At 67.0% G+C, this 18,138-nt stretch carries 13 protein-coding genes; all 13 read right to left on the reverse strand.

The genetic code is table 11. The features are described from left to right. Nucleotides 1-45 precede the first annotated feature (45 nt). The 13 genes from tuf to nusG all read right to left on the reverse strand — a co-directional run bounded on the left by tuf (nucleotide 46) and on the right by nusG (nucleotide 18,083). Entirely contained in the window at nucleotides 46-1,239 is a 1,194-nt protein-coding gene (tuf, locus tag ACH4C6_RS04795; RefSeq protein WP_030839706.1) for an elongation factor Tu, read from the reverse strand. Nucleotides 1,240-1,395: 156 nt separating this feature from the next. Further along, on the reverse strand, nucleotides 1,396-3,522 hold the full coding sequence (gene fusA / locus ACH4C6_RS04800; protein WP_398107046.1) for an elongation factor G: 2,127 nt from the start codon (nucleotides 3,520-3,522) through the stop codon (nucleotides 1,396-1,398). Nucleotides 3,523-3,561: 39 nt separating this feature from the next. Next, complete coding sequence (gene rpsG / locus ACH4C6_RS04805; protein ID WP_003992340.1) at nucleotides 3,562-4,032, reverse strand: 30S ribosomal protein S7; 471 nt, start codon at nucleotides 4,030-4,032, stop codon at nucleotides 3,562-3,564. Nucleotides 4,033-4,034: 2 nt separating this feature from the next. Further along, entirely contained in the window at nucleotides 4,035-4,406 is a 372-nt protein-coding gene (rpsL, locus tag ACH4C6_RS04810) for a 30S ribosomal protein S12 (RefSeq protein WP_003948652.1), read from the reverse strand. 323 nt (nucleotides 4,407-4,729) lie between these two features. After that, entirely contained in the window at nucleotides 4,730-5,254 is a 525-nt protein-coding gene (locus ACH4C6_RS04815; protein WP_398107047.1) for a DUF1707 and DUF4190 domain-containing protein, read from the reverse strand. A gap of 221 nt (nucleotides 5,255-5,475) precedes the next feature. Beyond that, on the reverse strand, nucleotides 5,476-9,375 hold the full coding sequence (locus tag ACH4C6_RS04820; protein WP_398107048.1) for a DNA-directed RNA polymerase subunit beta': 3,900 nt from the start codon (nucleotides 9,373-9,375) through the stop codon (nucleotides 5,476-5,478). Between the two features lie 94 nt (nucleotides 9,376-9,469). Beyond that, the gene (gene rpoB, locus ACH4C6_RS04825; RefSeq protein WP_398107049.1) at nucleotides 9,470-12,955 is read right to left on the reverse strand and encodes a DNA-directed RNA polymerase subunit beta; all 3,486 of its coding nucleotides are present in this window, start codon (nucleotides 12,953-12,955) and stop codon (nucleotides 9,470-9,472) included. A 574-nt stretch (nucleotides 12,956-13,529) separates the two neighbouring features. After that, nucleotides 13,530-13,919, reverse strand: coding sequence for a 50S ribosomal protein L7/L12 (rplL, locus tag ACH4C6_RS04830; RefSeq protein WP_398107050.1), 390 nt, complete (start codon nucleotides 13,917-13,919; stop codon nucleotides 13,530-13,532). Nucleotides 13,920-14,033: 114 nt separating this feature from the next. Next, entirely contained in the window at nucleotides 14,034-14,564 is a 531-nt protein-coding gene (gene rplJ / locus ACH4C6_RS04835) for a 50S ribosomal protein L10 (protein WP_094054440.1), read from the reverse strand. 284 nt (nucleotides 14,565-14,848) lie between these two features. Further along, nucleotides 14,849-15,706, reverse strand: coding sequence for a hypothetical protein (locus ACH4C6_RS04840; RefSeq protein WP_398107051.1), 858 nt, complete (start codon nucleotides 15,704-15,706; stop codon nucleotides 14,849-14,851). A 127-nt stretch (nucleotides 15,707-15,833) separates the two neighbouring features. Further along, on the reverse strand, nucleotides 15,834-16,559 hold the full coding sequence (gene rplA, locus ACH4C6_RS04845; RefSeq protein WP_234849665.1) for a 50S ribosomal protein L1: 726 nt from the start codon (nucleotides 16,557-16,559) through the stop codon (nucleotides 15,834-15,836). A gap of 79 nt (nucleotides 16,560-16,638) precedes the next feature. Beyond that, the gene (gene rplK / locus ACH4C6_RS04850; protein WP_093613725.1) at nucleotides 16,639-17,073 is read right to left on the reverse strand and encodes a 50S ribosomal protein L11; all 435 of its coding nucleotides are present in this window, start codon (nucleotides 17,071-17,073) and stop codon (nucleotides 16,639-16,641) included. A gap of 170 nt (nucleotides 17,074-17,243) precedes the next feature. Next, entirely contained in the window at nucleotides 17,244-18,083 is an 840-nt protein-coding gene (gene nusG / locus ACH4C6_RS04855) for a transcription termination/antitermination protein NusG (protein ID WP_398107052.1), read from the reverse strand. Between the last annotated feature and the right edge of the window lie 55 nt (nucleotides 18,084-18,138).

Consider the following 18,138-nt stretch of genomic DNA (forward strand, 5'->3'; position numbering starts at 1 on the left):
CTTCGAGCCACTCAGGTCAGTGGACCCTCAAGTCAGTCCGGGGACTTACTTGTTGATCTTGGTGACCTGGCCGGCGCCCACGGTCCGGCCACCCTCGCGGATGGCGAACTTCAGGCCCTCTTCCATGGCGACGGGCTGGATGAGCTCCACCTTCATCTCGGTGTTGTCACCCGGCATGACCATCTCGGTGCCCTCGGGGAGGGTCACCACGCCGGTCACGTCCGTCGTGCGGAAGTAGAACTGCGGGCGGTAGTTGTTGAAGAACGGCGTGTGGCGGCCACCCTCGTCCTTGGACAGGATGTAGGCCTGCGCCTCGAACTCGGTGTGCGGGGTGACCGAGCCCGGCTTGATGATGACCTGGCCGCGCTCGACGTCCTCGCGCTTGATGCCACGGAGGAGCAGACCGACGTTCTCACCGGCCTGGCCCTCGTCGAGCAGCTTGCGGAACATCTCGATGCCGGTGACCGTGGTGGTGGTCTTCTCCTGCTTGATGCCCACGATGTCGACGGTCTCGTTGACCTTCAGGACACCACGCTCGATACGGCCGGTGACGACCGTACCGCGACCGGTGATCGTGAAGACGTCCTCGATCGGCATGAGGAACGGCTTGTCGACGTCACGCTCGGGCTGCGGGATGTTCTCGTCCACGGCCTTCATGAGCTCGAGGACGGAGTTGCCCCACTCCTTGTCGCCCTCGAGGGCCTTGAGCGCCGAGACCTTGACGACCGGCAGGTCGTCGCCCGGGAACTCGTACTCGGAGAGGAGCTCACGGACCTCGAGCTCGACGAGCTCCAGGATCTCCTCGTCGTCCACCATGTCGGCCTTGTTCAGGGCGACGACGATGTACGGAACGCCGACCTGGCGGGCCAGGAGCACGTGCTCCTTGGTCTGCGGCATCGGGCCGTCGGTGGCGGCGACCACGAGGATGGCGCCGTCCATCTGCGCGGCACCCGTGATCATGTTCTTGATGTAGTCCGCGTGACCGGGGCAGTCGACGTGGGCGTAGTGACGCGTCTCGGTCTGGTACTCGACGTGCGCGATGGAGATGGTGATACCGCGCTGGCGCTCCTCAGGAGCCTTGTCGATCTGGTCGAAGGCCGAGGCCTCGTTCAGGTCCGGGTACGCGTCGTGCAGCACCTTGGTAATGGCGGCCGTGAGGGTCGTCTTACCGTGGTCGATGTGACCGATGGTGCCGATGTTGACGTGCGGCTTAGTCCGCTCGAACTTCGCCTTCGCCACTGGGGTCCTCCTGGGAGTGGTTCTGGTACGCCTTACTTCATCGGCGCCAGGTGATCTTTGCTGGAAAGCCCGGGCCTCGGGGCATTCTCACCACGATTGCGGCGGAATGCCCCTCAAGGCTCCGGAGTCAAGCCTACGGCGTGTAGACGCGGTGCGTTACTCGCCCTTGGCCTTCGCGATGATCTCCTCGGCGACGTTCCGGGGAACCTCGGCGTAGGAGTCGAACTGCATGGAGTAGCTCGCACGGCCGGACGTCTTGCTGCGCAGGTCGCCGACGTAACCGAACATCTCCGAGAGGGGCACGAGGCCCTTCACGACGCGGGCACCGGCCCGCTCCTCCATGGCCTGGATCTGGCCACGGCGGGAGTTGATGTCGCCGATGACCTCACCCATGTAGTCCTCGGGCGTGGTGACCTCGACGGCCATCATCGGCTCGAGCAGTACGGGGCTGGCCTTGCGCGCGGCCTCCTTGAAGGCCTGCGAACCGGCGATCTTGAACGCGAGCTCGGAGGAGTCCACCTCGTGGTAGGCGCCGTCGAGCAGCGTCACGCGGACGCCGGTCATCTCGTAGCCGGCGAGGATGCCGAACTGCATGGCCTCCTGCGCACCGGCGTCCACCGAAGGGATGTACTCCTTCGGCACACGGCCACCGGTCACCTTGTTGATGAACTCGTACGAGGCGTCGCCGCCCTCGATCGGCTCGATCGCGATGATGACGCGAGCGAACTGGCCGGTACCACCCGTCTGCTTCTTGTGGGTGAACTCGACCTTCTCGACGGCCTTGCGGATCGTCTCGCGGTAGGCGACCTGCGGCTTGCCGACGTTGGCCTCGACCTTGAACTCACGGCGCATGCGGTCGACCAGCACCTCGAGGTGCAGCTCGCCCATACCGCCGATGATGGTCTGGCCGGTCTCCTCGTCCGAGTGGACCTGGAACGACGGGTCCTCCTCGGCCAGGCGCTGGATCGCGACGCCGAGCTTCTCCTGGTCGCCCTTCGACTTGGGCTCGATGGCGACCTGGATGACCGGCGCCGGGAAGTCCATGGACTCCAGGATCACCGGGTTCTTGTCGTCGGACAGCGTCTCACCGGTGGTGGTCTGCTTCAGGCCCATGACGGCGACGATGTCGCCGGCGCCCACCGACTCGATCTCCTCACGCTTGTTGGCGTGCATGCGGTAGATCTTGCCGATGCGCTCCTTCTTGCCCTTCACGGAGTTCAGCACCTGGGTGCCGGACTCCAGACGGCCGGAGTACACGCGGACGAAGGTGAGCTTGCCGAGGTGCGGGTCGCTCATGATCTTGAACGCCAGGGCCGCGAGGGGCTCGTCCTCCGACGGCTTGCGGGAGATGACCTGCTCCGGGTCCTTGACGTCGTGGCCCTCGATGGCCTCGACGTCGAGCGGGGTGGGCAGGTAACGCACGACCGCGTCGAGCAGGGGCTGGACGCCCTTGTTCTTGAACGCGGTGCCGCAGAAGACGGGGGTGACGGTGACGCCGTCGCCCTTGCCGGACGCGATGGTGATGCGACGGATCGCGGCGTAGAGCTGCTCCACGGTGGGCTCGGTGCCCTCCAGGTACAGCTCCATCAGCTCTTCGTCGTTCTCGGCGACGGCCTCGAGCAGCTTGCCGCGGTACTCCTCGGCAGCCTCGGCGTGGGTGTCCGGGATGTCGACGGTGTCGTACATCTCGCCCTTGGTCGCCTCGGCCGACCAGACCAGGGCCTTCATCGTCACGAGGTCGATGACGCCCTTGAAGTCCGCCTCCGCACCGATCGGCAGCTGCATGACCAGCGGCTGCGCGCCCAGGCGGTCCGAGATCATGTCCACGCAGCGGTGGAACTCGGCGCCGGTACGGTCCAGCTTGTTGACGAAGCAGATACGCGGCACGCCGTAGCGGTCGGCCTGACGCCACACCGTCTCGGACTGCGGCTCCACACCGGCGACACCGTCGAACACCGTCACGGCACCGTCGAGCACGCGCAGGGAGCGCTCCACCTCGACGGTGAAGTCGACGTGACCCGGGGTGTCGATGATGTTGATGGTGTAGTCGTTGTCCTCGAGCGGCCAGTGACAGGTGGTCGCAGCAGACGTGATCGTGATGCCACGCTCCTGCTCCTGCTCCATCCAGTCCATGGTGGCAGCGCCGTCGTGGACCTCACCGATCTTGTAAGACACACCGGTGTAGAACAGGATCCGCTCGGTGGTGGTCGTCTTGCCCGCGTCGATGTGGGCCATGATCCCGATGTTGCGGACCTTGGCCAGGTCAAGTGAAGTGGTAGCCATAAGGCTTCAGTCTTCTCTCGGTCTCGATGTGGGTAGCGACTACCAGCGGTAGTGCGCGAAGGCCTTGTTGGACTCGGCCATCTTGTGGGTGTCCTCGCGCTTCTTCACAGCGGCACCGAGGCCGTTGGAGGCGTCGAGAAGCTCGTTGAGCAGACGCTCGGTCATGGTCTTCTCGCGACGGGCGCGGGAGTAACCGACCAGCCAGCGCAGCGCGAGCGTGTTGGCGCGACCGGGCTTGACCTCGATCGGGACCTGGTACGTCGCACCACCGACACGGCGGGACTTGACCTCGAGGGTCGGCTTGATGTTCTCCAGCGCGCGCTTCAGCGTGATGATCGGGTCGTTGCCCGTCTTCTCACGCAGACCCTCCATGGCACCGTAGACGATGCGCTCGGCGGTGGAGCGCTTGCCGTTCAGCAGCACCTTGTTGATGAGCGACGTCACCAGAGGAGAACCGTAGACCGGGTCGATGATGACCGGGCGCTTCGGGGCGGGGCCCTTACGAGGCATTCTTACTTCTCCTTCTTGGCGCCGTAGCGGCTGCGGGCCTGCTTGCGGTTCTTGACACCCTGGGTGTCGAGCGAGCCGCGGATGATCTTGTAGCGAACACCCGGCAGGTCCTTCACACGGCCGCCGCGCACGAGCACGATGGAGTGCTCCTGCAGGTTGTGTCCCTCACCCGGAATGTAAGCAGTGACCTCGATCCCGCTGGTCAGACGCACACGCGCGACCTTACGCAGGGCCGAGTTCGGCTTCTTCGGGGTGGTCGTGAACACACGCGTGCAGACGCCGCGACGCTGAGGGGAACCCTCGAGTGCGGGCGTCTTGTTCTTCTCGACCTTGTCCTGCCGGCCCTTGCGGACCAGCTGCTGGATCGTAGGCACTACTTCTCCGGTTTCTGTGTGCCGATTGGTGAAGCTAACCTGGAACGTCGCCGACCCACGCGGTCGGGTGTGTCGCATCCCGCGGACCCCTGCCGCCAGGCGGGATCAAGCGCGGATTGCGGTGGCCGGTGTCAGCTCGCTGTGCGGTTGATGGCACGCACGAGAGCCAGGGCACACCCCAGGCACAAGGTCTGAGCGTACCTACCGCATTCGCTGCGGTCAAAACAAATGGGCACCGCCCGCATCGCCATGCGGAGCATGTCAAGACCCTCGGCCCTCGACGATCTTCAATTCGACGGCGGACGGTCGACCCGGCGGACCCGTCAGGCCGCCAGGGCGGAGACCACCGTGAGCAACACCAGGACGAGTGCCCAGCCTGCCGTGGACAACCACCCCAGCACGATCCCGGTCAGCGCCAGCCCCTCCCCCAGCTCACCGCGACTGCGGATCTCGGCCCGCGCCACGTGCCCGAGCACGACCGCCGGGATGCCGGTCAGACCCATCGTAGGCACGCACAGCAGCCCGCACACGCCGGCCGCGACCGCCTTCCCGTTCGTCCGCGGCCGCGGCGCGGCCACGAACGTGCGCGGCACGGGCATCACGCCGGCCGGCTGCGCCAGCGGCCCCTGCGGCAGATCGGCGACGAGCAGCGCCAGCTCCCCCACCGTGCGGGCCCCGTAGGCCCGTGCGACCCGCTTCTCGAACTCCTCGCGCTCCATCCGCCCCTCGCCGTACCCGGCTCTGAGCACGTCCACGGCCCGCTCCCGGTCGGCGTGCGAGGCGAGCATGGTCGACGGTCCGCCGGCGCCCTGCCAGGGCTGCCAGGCCGGATAGTGCGGCTGCGACACGGAGCACCTCCCCGGGGCCCAAGTCCTTCCATGATGCGCCGAACACCCCGTTCCGGCACCGGTGCGTCCCCACCCAGGACGGCGTGTCGGCCACCGGCCCCGGCGCAGCGCCGGGGGCGCACGCGGTCCGCCGGAGGCCCTCACAAGGGCGCGTGCGCCGTCCGGGAACGCCGAAGGGCGGCCACCCCGGAGGGTGACCGCCCTTGGCTCAAGCGACTCGCTTACTGGTTGTACGGACCGTAGTCGTAGTCCTCCAGCGGAACGGCCTGGCCGGAGCCCGTGCCGAACGGCGAGTAGTCGATGTCGTCGTAGCCGACGGCCGAGTACATCGCGGCCTTGGCCTCCTCGGTCGGCTCGACCCGGATGTTGCGGTAGCGGGACAGACCCGTACCGGCCGGGATGAGCTTACCGATGATGACGTTCTCCTTGAGGCCGATGAGGCTGTCGGACTTGGCGTTGATCGCCGCGTCCGTCAGGACTCGGGTCGTCTCCTGGAAGGAGGCGGCCGACAGCCAGGATTCCGTCGCCAGCGAGGCCTTGGTGATACCCATCAGCTGCGGACGACCGGAGGCCGGGTGACCGCCCTCCTGGACCACACGACGGTTCTCGTGCTCGAACTTCGAGCGCTCGACCAGCTCGCCGGGCAGCAGCTCGGCGTCGCCGGACTCGATGATCGTCACGCGGCGGAGCATCTGCCGGATGATGATCTCGATGTGCTTGTCGTGGATCGACACACCCTGCGAGTTGTAGACCTTCTGGACCTCGCCGACCAGGTGGACCTGGACGGCACGCTGGCCCAGGATGCGCAGCACGTCGTGCGGGTTGGTGGCACCCACGGTGAGCTTCTGGCCCACCTCGACGTGCTCGCCCTCGCTGACCAGGAGACGGGCGCGCTTCGAGATCGGGTAGGCCGTCTCGTCGCTGCCGTCGTCCGGCGTGATGACGATCTTCTTGGTCTTCTCGGTCTCCTCGATCCGCACGCGGCCGGAGGCCTCGGAGATCGGGGCGACACCCTTCGGGGTACGGGCCTCGAAGAGCTCGACGACACGCGGCAGACCCTGGGTGATGTCGTCACCGGCCACACCACCGGTGTGGAAGGTACGCATCGTCAGCTGGGTGCCGGGCTCACCGATGGACTGGGCGGCGATGATGCCGACCGCCTCACCGATGTCGACCAGCTTGCCGGTGGCCAGCGAACGGCCGTAGCACATCGCGCAGGTGCCGACGGCGGACTCGCAGGTCAGGACCGAGCGGGTCTTGACCTCCTCGACGCCGCGGGAGACGAGCTCCTCGATGAGGACGTCGCCCAGGTCGGTGCCGGCCGGGGCCAGGACCTGACCGTCGACCACGATGTCCTCGGCGAGGCAGCGCGCGTACACGGAGGTCTCGACGTCCTCCGTCTTGACCAGCGTGCCCTCGGCGTTCCGGTCGGCGATCTTCAGACGCAGACCGCGCTCGGTGCCGCAGTCCTCCTCGCGGATGATGACGTCCTGGGAGACGTCGACCAGACGACGCGTGAGGTAACCCGAGTCGGCGGTACGCAGAGCGGTGTCCGCCAGACCCTTACGGGCACCGTGCGTGGAGATGAAGTACTCCAGCACGGACAGGCCCTCACGGAACGACGCCTTGATCGGACGCGGGATCGTCTCGTTCTTCGCGTTCGACACCAGACCACGCATACCGGCGATCTGACGCATCTGCATCATGTTGCCTCGTGCACCCGAGTTCACCATCATGAAGATCGGGTTGGTCTTCGGGAAGTTGTCGTTCATCGCCTCGGCGACCTCGTTGGTCGCCTTGGTCCAGATCGCGATGAGCTCCTGCGTGCGCTCGTCCTTGGTGATCAGACCGCGCTCGTACTGCTTCTGGACCTTCTCGTCCTGCGCCTCGTAGCCCTTGACGATCTCCTTCTTCGCCTCGGGAACGACGACATCGGAGATGGCCACGGTGACGCCGGAGCGGGTCGCCCAGAAGAAGCCGGCCGCCTTCAGGTTGTCGAGCGTCGCCGCCACGATGACCTTCGGGTAGCGCTCGGCGAGGTCGTTGACGATCTCGGAGAGCTGCTTCTTGCCGACCTCGTAGTCGACGAACGGGTAGTCCTCGGGCAGCAGCTCGTTGAAGAGCGCGCGGCCCAGCGTGGTGTTCAGCCGGAAGCTGTCACCCTGCTGCCACTCGGGCTCGCCCTCCTCGCGCGCCGGCGGGGTCCAGCCGCGCGGCGGGATGGTGCCGACCGGGAAGCGGACGTCGATCTTCGACTGGAGCGAGAGCTCGCCCGCGTCGAAGGCCATGATCGCCTCGGCGACCGAGGCGAAGGAACGGCCCTCGCCCTTGAGGTCGCGCATCTCGCCGTCGGTGGTGAGGAAGAACAGACCGAGGACCATGTCCTGGGTCGGCATCGTCACCGGGCGGCCGTCGGCCGGCTTGAGGATGTTGTTCGAGGACAGCATCAGGATGCGGGCCTCGGCCTGCGCCTCCGCGGACAGCGGCAGGTGCACGGCCATCTGGTCACCGTCGAAGTCCGCGTTGAACGCGGTGCAGACGAGCGGGTGGATCTGGATGGCCTTGCCCTCGACCAGCTGCGGCTCGAAGGCCTGGATGCCGAGGCGGTGCAGCGTGGGCGCACGGTTCAGCAGAACCGGGTGCTCCGCGATGACCTCTTCCAGCACGTCGTACACGACCGTGCGGCCGCGCTCGACCATGCGCTTGGCGCTCTTGATGTTCTGCGCGTGGTTCAGGTCGACCAGGCGCTTCATCACGAACGGCTTGAACAGCTCCAGCGCCATCGCCTTCGGCAGACCGCACTGGTGCAGCTTCAGCTGCGGACCGACGACGATCACGGAACGCGCGGAGTAGTCCACGCGCTTGCCGAGCAGGTTCTGACGGAAGCGGCCCTGCTTGCCCTTCAGCATGTCGCTGAGGGACTTCAGCGGGCGGTTGCCGGGGCCGGTGACCGGGCGGCCGCGACGGCCGTTGTCGAACAGCGCGTCCACGGCCTCCTGGAGCATGCGCTTCTCGTTGTTCACGATGATCTCGGGCGCACCGAGGTCGAGAAGGCGCTTCAGGCGGTTGTTGCGGTTGATCACACGGCGGTACAGGTCGTTCAGGTCGGAGGTCGCGAAGCGGCCACCGTCCAGCTGCACCATCGGGCGGAGGTCCGGCGGGATGACCGGCACGCAGTCGAGCACCATGCCCTTGGGGCTGTTGCTGGTCTGCAGGAACGCGGAGACGACCTTCAGGCGCTTGAGCGCACGGGTCTTCTTCTGGCCCTTGCCGGTGCGGATGATCTCGCGGAGCTTCTCGGCCTCCTCGTCGAGGTCGAAGGACTCCAGGCGCTTCTGCAGCGCCGCGGCACCCATCGAGCCGTCGAAGTACGTGCCGAAGCGGTCACGCAGCTCGCGGTAGAGCAGCTCGTCGCCCTCGAGGTCCTGGACCTTGAGGTTCTTGAAGCGGTTCCACACCTCGTCGAGGCGGTCGATCTCGCGCTGCGCGCGGTCGCGCAGCTGCTTCATCTCGCGCTCGGCACCCTCGCGCACCTTGCGGCGCACGTCGGCCTTGGCGCCCTCGGCCTCCAGCTCGGCCAGGTCGGTCTCGAGCTTCTTGGCGCGGGCCTCCAGGTCGGCGTCGCGGCGCTGCTCGATCTGCTGGCGCTCGACGGAGACGTGGGCCTCCAGCGAGGGCAGGTCGCGCGTGCGGCGCTCCTCGTCGACGTACGTGATCATGTACGCCGCGAAGTAGATGACCTTCTCGAGGTCCTTGGGAGCCAGGTCGAGCAGGTAGCCCAGCCGGCTCGGGACACCCTTGAAGTACCAGATGTGCGTGACGGGCGCGGCCAGCTCGATGTGGCCCATCCGCTCACGGCGCACCTTGGCGCGCGTGACCTCGACGCCACAGCGCTCACAGATGATGCCCTTGAAGCGGACGCGCTTGTACTTGCCGCAGTAGCACTCCCAGTCCCGGGTCGGACCGAAGATCTTCTCGCAGAAGAGTCCGTCCTTCTCGGGCTTGAGGGTGCGGTAGTTGATGGTCTCGGGCTTCTTGACCTCGCCGTGGCTCCACTGACGGATGTCGTCAGCGGTGGCCAGACCGATCCGGAGCTCGTCGAAGAAGTTGACGTCGAGCACTATGCGTCAATCCCTCTCAGGGTTGTAAGTCATGGGGTCTGATACGGGGGTCCTGGGGCCGGCGGCCTTCATGACGAAGGCCGCCGGACTCCCGTCAGACCTCTTCGACGCTGCTCGGCTCGCGCCGGGACAGGTCGATGCCAAGCTCCTCCGCAGCGCGGAAGACGTCCTCGTCGGTGTCGCGCATCTCGATGGACATGCCGTCCGAGGACAGCACCTCCACGTTGAGGCACAGGGACTGCATCTCCTTGATGAGCACCTTGAAGGACTCGGGGATGCCGGGCTCGGGGATGTTCTCGCCCTTGACGATGGCCTCGTAGACCTTCACGCGGCCGGTGACGTCGTCGGACTTGATGGTCAGCAGCTCCTGGAGGGCGTACGCGGCGCCGTAGGCCTCGAGGGCCCACACCTCCATCTCACCGAAGCGCTGGCCACCGAACTGGGCCTTACCACCCAGCGGCTGCTGGGTGATCATCGAGTACGGACCGGTCGACCGGGCGTGCAGCTTGTCGTCGACCAGGTGGTGCAGCTTGAGGATGTACATGTACCCGACGGAGATCGGGTCCGGGAACGGCTCGCCGGAGCGGCCGTCGAACAGCCGGGCCTTGCCGGTCGGGAGCACCATGCGCTCGCCGTCCCGGTTCGGGATGGTGTGGTTCAGCAGACCGGCCAGCTCGTCCTCGCGGGCACCGTCGAAGACCGGGGTCGCGACGTTGGTGCCGGGGGCGACCTGGTCGGCGCCGATGGCCTGGAGACGCTGGGCCCACTCCTCCGCCAGACCGGAGACGTCCCAGCCGCGGCTGGCGAGCCAGCCGAGGTGGATCTCCAGCACCTGTCCCGGGTTCATGCGGGACGGGACACCCAGCGGGTTGAGGATGATGTCGACCGGGGTGCCGTCCTCCAGGAACGGCATGTCCTCGATCGGCAGGATCTTCGAGATGACGCCCTTGTTGCCGTGACGGCCGGCGAGCTTGTCACCGTCGGTGATCTTGCGCTTCTGCGCGACGTAGACGCGCACCAGCTGGTTCACACCGGGGGGAAGCTCGTCGCCCTCCTCGCGGTCGAAGACGCGGACGCCGATGACCTTGCCGGTCTCGCCGTGCGGCACCTTCAGCGAGGTGTCACGGACCTCACGGGCCTTCTCACCGAAGATCGCGCGCAGCAGGCGCTCCTCCGGCGTCAGCTCGGTCTCGCCCTTGGGCGTGACCTTGCCGACGAGGATGTCGCCGGCGATGACCTCGGCGCCGATGCGGATGATGCCGCGCTCGTCGAGGTCGGCGAGGACCTCCTCGGAGACGTTCGGGATGTCCCGGGTGATCTCCTCGGGGCCGAGCTTGGTGTCACGGGCGTCGACCTCGTGCTCCTCGATGTGGATCGAGGAGAGGACGTCGTCCTGCACGAGGCGCTGCGACAGGATGATCGCGTCCTCGTAGTTGTGACCCTCCCACGGCATGAACGCCACGAGCAGGTTCTTGCCCAGCGCCATCTCGCCGTTCTCGGTGGCCGGACCGTCGGCCAGGACCTGGCCCTCGATGATCCGGTCGCCCTCGTTGACGATGACCTTCTGGTTGACCGAGGTGCCCTGGTTGGAGCGGGCGAACTTGGCCAGGCGGTACGTGATGTACGTGCCGTCGTCGTTGGCGGTGGTGATGTAGTCCGCGGAGACCTCCTGGACCACACCGGGCTTCTCGGCCTTGACCACGTCGCCGGCGTCGACCGCGGAGCGGTACTCCATGCCGGTGCCGACGAGCGGGGACTCGGACTTAATCAGCGGCACGGCCTGACGCATCATGTTCGCGCCCATGAGGGCACGGTTGGCGTCGTCGTGCTCCAGGAAGGGGATCATGGCGGTCGCGACCGACACCATCTGGCGCGGCGAGACGTCCATGTAGTCCACGTCCTCGGGGCCGACGTAGTCGACCTCGCCGCCCTTGCGGCGGACCAGCACGCGGGCCTCGACGAAGCGCATGTCGTCGCCGAGCGTGGCGTTGGCCTGCGCGATGACGAAGCGGTCCTCCTCGTCGGCGGTCAGGTAGTCGACCTCGTCGGTGACCTGGCCGTCGATGACCTTGCGGTACGGGGTCTCGACGAAACCGAACGCGTTGACCCGGCCGTAGGAGGCGAGCGAGCCGATCAGACCGATGTTCGGGCCTTCGGGCGTCTCGATCGGGCACATGCGGCCGTAGTGCGAGGGGTGCACGTCACGGACCTCGAAGCCGGCCCGCTCACGGGAGAGACCACCCGGGCCAAGAGCCGACAGACGGCGCTTGTGGGTGAGACCCGACAGCGGGTTGTTCTGGTCCATGAACTGCGACAGCTGGCTGGTGCCGAAGAACTCCTTGATGGAGGCGACGACCGGCCGGATGTTGATCAGGGTCTGCGGCGTGATCGCCTCGACGTCCTGGGTCGTCATCCGCTCGCGGACGACACGCTCCATACGCGCCAGGCCCGTGCGGACCTGGTTCTGGATGAGCTCGCCGACGCTGCGCAGGCGGCGGTTGCCGAAGTGGTCGATGTCGTCGGTCTCGACGACGATGTTCGTGCCACTGTCGCCGACCGTCTCGGTCTCGCCCGCGTGCAGCTTCACCAGGTACTTGATCGTCGAGATGATGTCCTCGACGGTCAGGATGCCCGCGTCCAGCGGAGCGTCCGCACCCAGCTTCTTGTTGACCTTGTAGCGGCCGACCTTGGCCAGGTCGTAGCGCTTGGGGTTGAAGTAGAGGTTCTCCAGCAGCGTCTGCGCGGCCTCGCGCGTGGGGGGCTCGCCCGGACGCAGCTTGCGGTAGATGTCGAGCAGCGCGTCGTCCTGGCCCTGGGTGTGGTCCTTCTCCAGGGTGGCGCGCATGGACTCGTACTCGCCGAACTCCTCGAGGATCTGCTCGGTGGTCCAGCCGAGCGCCTTGAGCAGGACGGTGACGGACTGCTTGCGCTTGCGGTCGATGCGCACACCGACCATGTCGCGCTTGTCGATCTCCATCTCCAGCCAGGCACCCCGGGACGGGATGATCTTGGCGGAGAAGATGTCCTTGTCGGACGTCTTGTCGATGGAGGAGTCGAAGTAGACACCGGGCGAACGGACGAGCTGCGACACCACGACACGCTCGGTGCCGTTGATGACGAAGGTGCCCTTGTTCGTCATGAGCGGGAAGTCGCCCATGAAGACCGTCTGGGACTTGATCTCGCCGGTCTCGTTGTTGGTGAACTCGGCGGTGACGAAGAGCGGGGCCGCGTACGTGAAGTCGCGCTCCTTGCACTCGTCGATGGAGTTCTTCGGCGGCTCGAAGCGGTGGTCGCGGAAGGTCAGCGACATCGACCCGCTGAAGTCCTCGATCGGGGAGATCTCCTCGAAGATCTCCTCGAGCCCGGACTTGGTGGGGACGTCCTGACCGTTCTCGAGAGCCTCCTCGACCCGACTCTGCCAGGCGGTGTTGCCGAGCAGCCAGTCAAAGCTCTCGGTCTGCAGCGCGAGCAGGTTCGGAACCTCGAGAGGCTCCTTGATCTTTGCAAAAGAGATGCGCAGCGGGGCAGTGCTGGCGGCGTTGTTCGTATTCGCGGTCGAGGCGTTGCGCGAGGCGGCCAAGAGGGGGTCCTTCCGAGGGCTCGGACTCACTACGCGCGTACCGGCCCCTCTCCCGTACACGGAGACAAGCTGTGCCATGGGGGCCGAAAGGCCAGGTCAGGCATGTCTTGTCATCGATGCTCGGGCGAGGGCAGACCCCTGGTGACGGGCAGGGGGCAGCTAACAGGCAGCGCAAAGGGTCAGTGTAGCCACTTGGCACACTGATGTCCAGTCCGGGTTGTCAGGCCCGTGTTCACCCTCGTTGTTCCACTCCTGCGACAAGGTCCTGCTCTCAACGCACGTTGATACTGCCCTCTTCGTCGTCGATCCATGCCTCGGATTCGGATCCTTGTGACGACGCGTCCTGAGAATTGCGCGCTGCGTGCGGTTCGTCAAGGCCCCCCTGCCACCGACCGGGGCCGCCCGGAGACACGACGAAGATCACCATACCCCCCGCCACAGAGGCTGCAAGGCAACCGTGGCCGCACCCCTGGAACGCCGAAGAGCGACCACCCGGATGGATGATCGCTCTTCCACGCTTGCGCGTTACACGCCCTGCGGGACGTGTCGGGGATCCTGGCGGATCCGGAAGGTCTTACTTGACCTCGACGGAGGCGCCGGCGCCCTTGAGGGACTCGGCGGCCTTCTCGGCGGCGTCCTTGGCGACCTTCTCGAGAACGGGCTTCGGGGCGCCGTCCACGAGGTCCTTGGCCTCCTTCAGACCCAGGGAGGTCAGCTCACGCACGACCTTGATGACCTGGATCTTCTTGTCGCCGGCGCCGGTGAGGATGACGTCGAACTCGTCCTTCTCCTCGGCGGTCTCGGCGGCGGCGCCACCAGCGGCACCACCGGCGACGACGACCGGGGCGGCCGCGGCGGCGGTGACGTCGAACTTCTCCTCGAACGCCTTCACGAACTCGGAGAGCTCGATGAGGGTCATCTCCTCGAACTGCGCGAGCAGGTCTTCCTGAGACAGCTTCGCCATGATGGCGGTCCTTCCACTAATTCGGCTGGTGCCGGATGTACATGTGAGGCGGGCGTACTACTGGCCCGCGACGGCCTCCGCGTTCAGGCAGCGGGGGCCGGGATGCGAGCCGAGTTACTCGGCACCGCCCTGCTCGTCCTGCTTGGCACGGAGCGCGTCCACGGTGCGGACGAGCTTCGACGGCAGCGCCTGGAAGACAGAGGCAGCCTGCGACTGCTTGCCCTTCATGGCACCGGCCAGCTTGGAGAGCAGAACCTCGCGGGACTCGAGGTCCGCAAGCTTCTTGATCTCATCGGCGGACAGCGCCTTGCCGTCAAGGACACCGCCCTTGATGATGAGATTCGGGTTGTCCTTGGCGAAGTCACGAAGACCCTTCGCCGACTCCACCGGGTCACCGGTGACGAAGGCGACGGCCGTCGGGCCAGCGAAGAGCTGGTCCTCGAGCGTGATCCCGGCCTCGTTGGCCGCAATCTTGGTCAGCGTGTTCTTCACCACGGCGTACTGGGCGTTCTCACCGAGCGAACGACGCAGCGTCTTGAGCTGCGCCACGGTGAGACCGCGGTACTCGGTCAGCACGGCGGCGTTGGAGCTGCGGAACTTGTCCGTCAGCTCGGCAACCGCGGCAGCCTTGTCGGGCCTCGCCATAGAGCCTCGGCCTCCTTCCGGGTGATTCGGACCGCGCGGACCCGAAGGAGGACTGGGGAAAACGAAACGCCCCGGCGCAAGCGCACGGGGCGTAGCTCGACCGGATCTCCACACGCACGGGGCGGCGGACTCCGGGAGCTTCTCCAGTGTCACCTGCGCGGGTCGTCCGCCGTTCAGCGGATCCTTCGGCCACCACGCCCTCGTGCGAGCGCGCGGTAACGACCAGCGGTCTTTGGCTTCTGTAGGAGCGTACGGGAACGGGTCGCCGTCAAGCAAATCCGCCCTCAAGGGGTGGAAGGAGGGCGCTCGCGCAGGAGGTCCTCGAAGTCTCCGGTGTCGGCACGCGGGGGGCGCTGGGCCCGGACCGGCACGCCGTAGTCGGTGTAGTACGCGGTCTGGGTCGTCACGCCCGTGGCCGTCCGCGCCTTCTCCACCTTCTTGACCAGCAGGTCCCGCCCGTCGACCCAGACGTCCAGGGTCTCACTGGTGACCCCCGCGTCGGTGAGCTGCCCGCGCAGGCCGGCGTCGGTGACGTCGTCGGCGTCGACGGTGCCCGACCAGTGGGTGGCGGCCCGGCCGCGGACGGTCTCCCGGCCGACCTTCCTGACGTCCCGGGAGGCCAGCAGGAGCTTCACCGACTGGTCGGGGGTCGTGCCGCGCATCTGGTCGCCGAAATGCGCCCCGGAGCCGCCGGTGAGGGCTTCGAGGTCCTCGTAGGCGTACCGGATCCAGCGTTTGCCGCCGGTCCTCTCAGCGAACTTCTCGCTCATGCGCGCGTAGTAGGCGTCGGGCAGGTAGCGGGCCTGGATCGAGGCGCTGCCGAGCCGGCGCATGGTGTCGGCGACGGTGCCGCCGGTATAGGTGATGGTGAGGGTGCCGGTCATGCCACCGTCCCAGCCGAGGGCGCCGTCGGCCCTCATGGACATCAGCGAGCCCATGGCCGTGGTGGACTCCACCCGGGCGGACCCGGCGCGCTCGGTGGCGCGCTCGGCGGAGCGCAGGGCCGTCAGGTACCTGCCCTCGGGTCCCCTCTCGCCGGACCCGTCGGAGGGCGCCGGGGACGTGCAGGCGCCCAGAAGCCCCGTCAGCGCGGTCGCCACCGCGAGCCCCAGTCCCGTACGGCGCACGGTCGTGCCCTGCATACGTCCCCCCGTTCGCATCCGGTTCCCGCACGTTAACCCAGGCCACCGGCGTACGTACCGGAAAAGGGAACGGGCCCCGCACCTGTAGGAGGTGCGGGGCCCGTGACCGGTTGGGTGAGCCTCAGGCTCAGACCGCAGCCGGGTCCTCCTCGACGAGGAGGTTGCGGGTGCGGTTGGAGTCGACCGGAATGCCGGGGCCCATCGTGGTGCTGATGGCGGCCTTCTTGATGTAGCGACCCTTGGCGGCGGACGGCTTCAGACGGAGGATCTCCTCCAGCGCCGCGCCGTAGTTCTCCACCAGCTTGGTGTCGTCGAACGACGTCTTGCCGATGATGAAGTGCAGGTTCGCGTGCTTGTCGACACGGAACTCGATCTTGCCGCCCTTGATCTCGGTGACGGCCTTGGCGACGTCGGGGGTGACGGTGCCGGTCTTCGGGTTCGGCATCAGACCACGCGGACCGAGCACGCGGCCGAGGCGGCCGACCTTGCCCATGAGGTCCGGGGTGGCGACGACGGCGTCGAAGTCCAGACGGCCCTTCGACACCTCGTCGATCAGCTCGTCGGCGCCGACGATGTCGGCCCCCGCGGCACGCGCGGCCTCGGCACGGTCACCGGTCGCGAAGACCAGGACCCGGGCGGTCTTACCGGTGCCGTGCGGGAGGTTCACGGTGCCACGGACCATCTGGTCGGCCTTGCGCGGGTCGACACCCAGACGGAAGGCGACCTCGACGGTGCCGTCGAACTTGGTCGTGGAGGTCTCCTTGGCGAGACGGACGGCCTCGAGCGGGGCGTAGAGCTTCTCCCGGTCGACCTTGGCGTCCGCAGCGCGAAGGGACTTGCTGCGCTTGCTCACTACTGCTCCTGGGGATTCTTAGGAGTCGTGGTCCGGGCCGAGCAGGCCCTGCCACTACTGCTGTCTACGAGGTGGGTTCTCAGCCCTCGACCGTGATGCCCATGGAACGGGCGGTGCCGGCGATGATCTTCGACGCGGCGTCCAGGTCGTTGGCGTTGAGGTCGGGCATCTTGGTCTCGGCGATCTCGCGGACCTGCGCCTGGGTGATCTTGGCGACCTTGGTCTTGTGCGGCTCGCCGGAGCCCTTCTCCACACCCGCGGCCTTGAGGATCATCTTGGCGGCCGGCGGGGTCTTGGTGATGAAGGTGAAGGAACGGTCCTCGTAGACCGTGATCTCCACCGGGATGACCCAGCCACGCTGCGACTCGGTCGCGGCGTTGTAGGCCTTGCAGAACTCCATGATGTTGACGCCGTGCTGACCCAGCGCGGGGCCGACCGGCGGAGCCGGGTTGGCGGCACCGGCCTGGATCTGGAGCTTGATGAGCCCCGTGACCTTCTTCTTCTTGGGAGGCATAGCTCTCCGGGTCCTTTCGATTCGGGTCCTGCCCGCACTCGGGGACCACCCGGATGCAGGCATACCGCACAACGATAACGGGTATAGATGCGCGGCCAAAAACCGAGCAGGTCAGGCAAGCGCCGGAGCGTTCGCCTGACCTGCGCGGAAGCGGTGGTGTCCGGAAGAAACTAGTTCTTCTGGATCTGGTCGAAGGAGAGCTCGACCGGCGTCTCGCGGCCGAAGATCTCGACGAGGCCCTTGACCTTCTTCGAGTCCGGGTTGATCTCGTTGATGGTCGCCTGCAGCGTGGCGAACGGGCCGTCGGTGACGGTGACCGAGTCGCCGACCTCGAAGTCCAGCACCTGGACCTCGACCTTGCGCTGCGGGGCCGGCTTGCCCTCGGCCTCGGCGGCCTCGCGGGCGGCCTTCTCCTCGGCCTCCGGGGCGAGCATCTTGACGATCTCGTCCAGGGTCAGCGGGTACGGGTCGTAGGCGTTGCCCACGAAGCCGGTGACGCCGGGGGTGTTGCGGACGACGCCCCAGGACTCGTTCGTCAGGTCCATGCGGACGAGGACGTAGCCCGGGAGCTTGTTCTGCTTGATCGTCTTGCGGTCGCCGTTCTTGATCTGGACGACCTCTTCCTGCGGCACCTCGGCCTGGAAGATGTAGTCCTCGACGTTCAGCGAGACGGCGCGCTGCTCGAGGTTGGTCTTCACGCGGTTCTCGTAGCCGGCGTAGGTGTGGATGACGTACCACTCGCCGGGCAGGACGCGCAGCTCCTCGCGGAGCTTCTCGATCGGGTCGCGGTCGTCCTCGGGTTCCGCCTCGGACTCTTCCTCGGCCTCGGCCGCGACCTCTTCACCGGTCTCGGTCTCCGCCTCGGCGGCGTCGTCGTCCGCGACGGCGTCGGCAGCCTCGACCTCGGCGGAGGCCTCGGTGTCCTCGCTGTCCGCGCCCTCGACGGTGTCGAGCTCGTCCTCGACGGACTCGACAGGCTCGATGGCGTCGTTCACGTTCGGGTCAGACACGGTGGCTGCTTCTTCCTGGATACATAGGGGTGGAACATGCGAAAGGAGCGCCGGG

Origin of the sequence: Streptomyces sp. NPDC017943, from assembly GCF_044328425.1 — a bacterium.
Taxonomy (GTDB): domain Bacteria; phylum Actinomycetota; class Actinomycetes; order Streptomycetales; family Streptomycetaceae; genus Streptomyces; species Streptomyces djakartensis_A.

Bases quoted from the DNA above. Each gene is read 5' to 3' on its own strand.
- rplK (WP_093613725.1), bottom strand. From the start codon at position 17,073: ATGCCTCCCAAGAAGAAGAAGGTCACGGGGCTCATCAAGCTCCAGATC.
- rplL (WP_398107050.1), bottom strand. From the start codon at position 13,919: ATGGCGAAGCTGTCTCAGGAAGACCTGCTCGCGCAGTTCGAGGAGATG.
- ACH4C6_RS04840 (WP_398107051.1), bottom strand. From the start codon at position 15,706: ATGCAGGGCACGACCGTGCGCCGTACGGGACTGGGGCTCGCGGTGGCG.
- rplJ (WP_094054440.1), bottom strand. From the start codon at position 14,564: ATGGCGAGGCCCGACAAGGCTGCCGCGGTTGCCGAGCTGACGGACAAG.
- fusA (WP_398107046.1), bottom strand. From the start codon at position 3,522: ATGGCTACCACTTCACTTGACCTGGCCAAGGTCCGCAACATCGGGATC.
- rpsG (WP_003992340.1), bottom strand. From the start codon at position 4,032: ATGCCTCGTAAGGGCCCCGCCCCGAAGCGCCCGGTCATCATCGACCCG.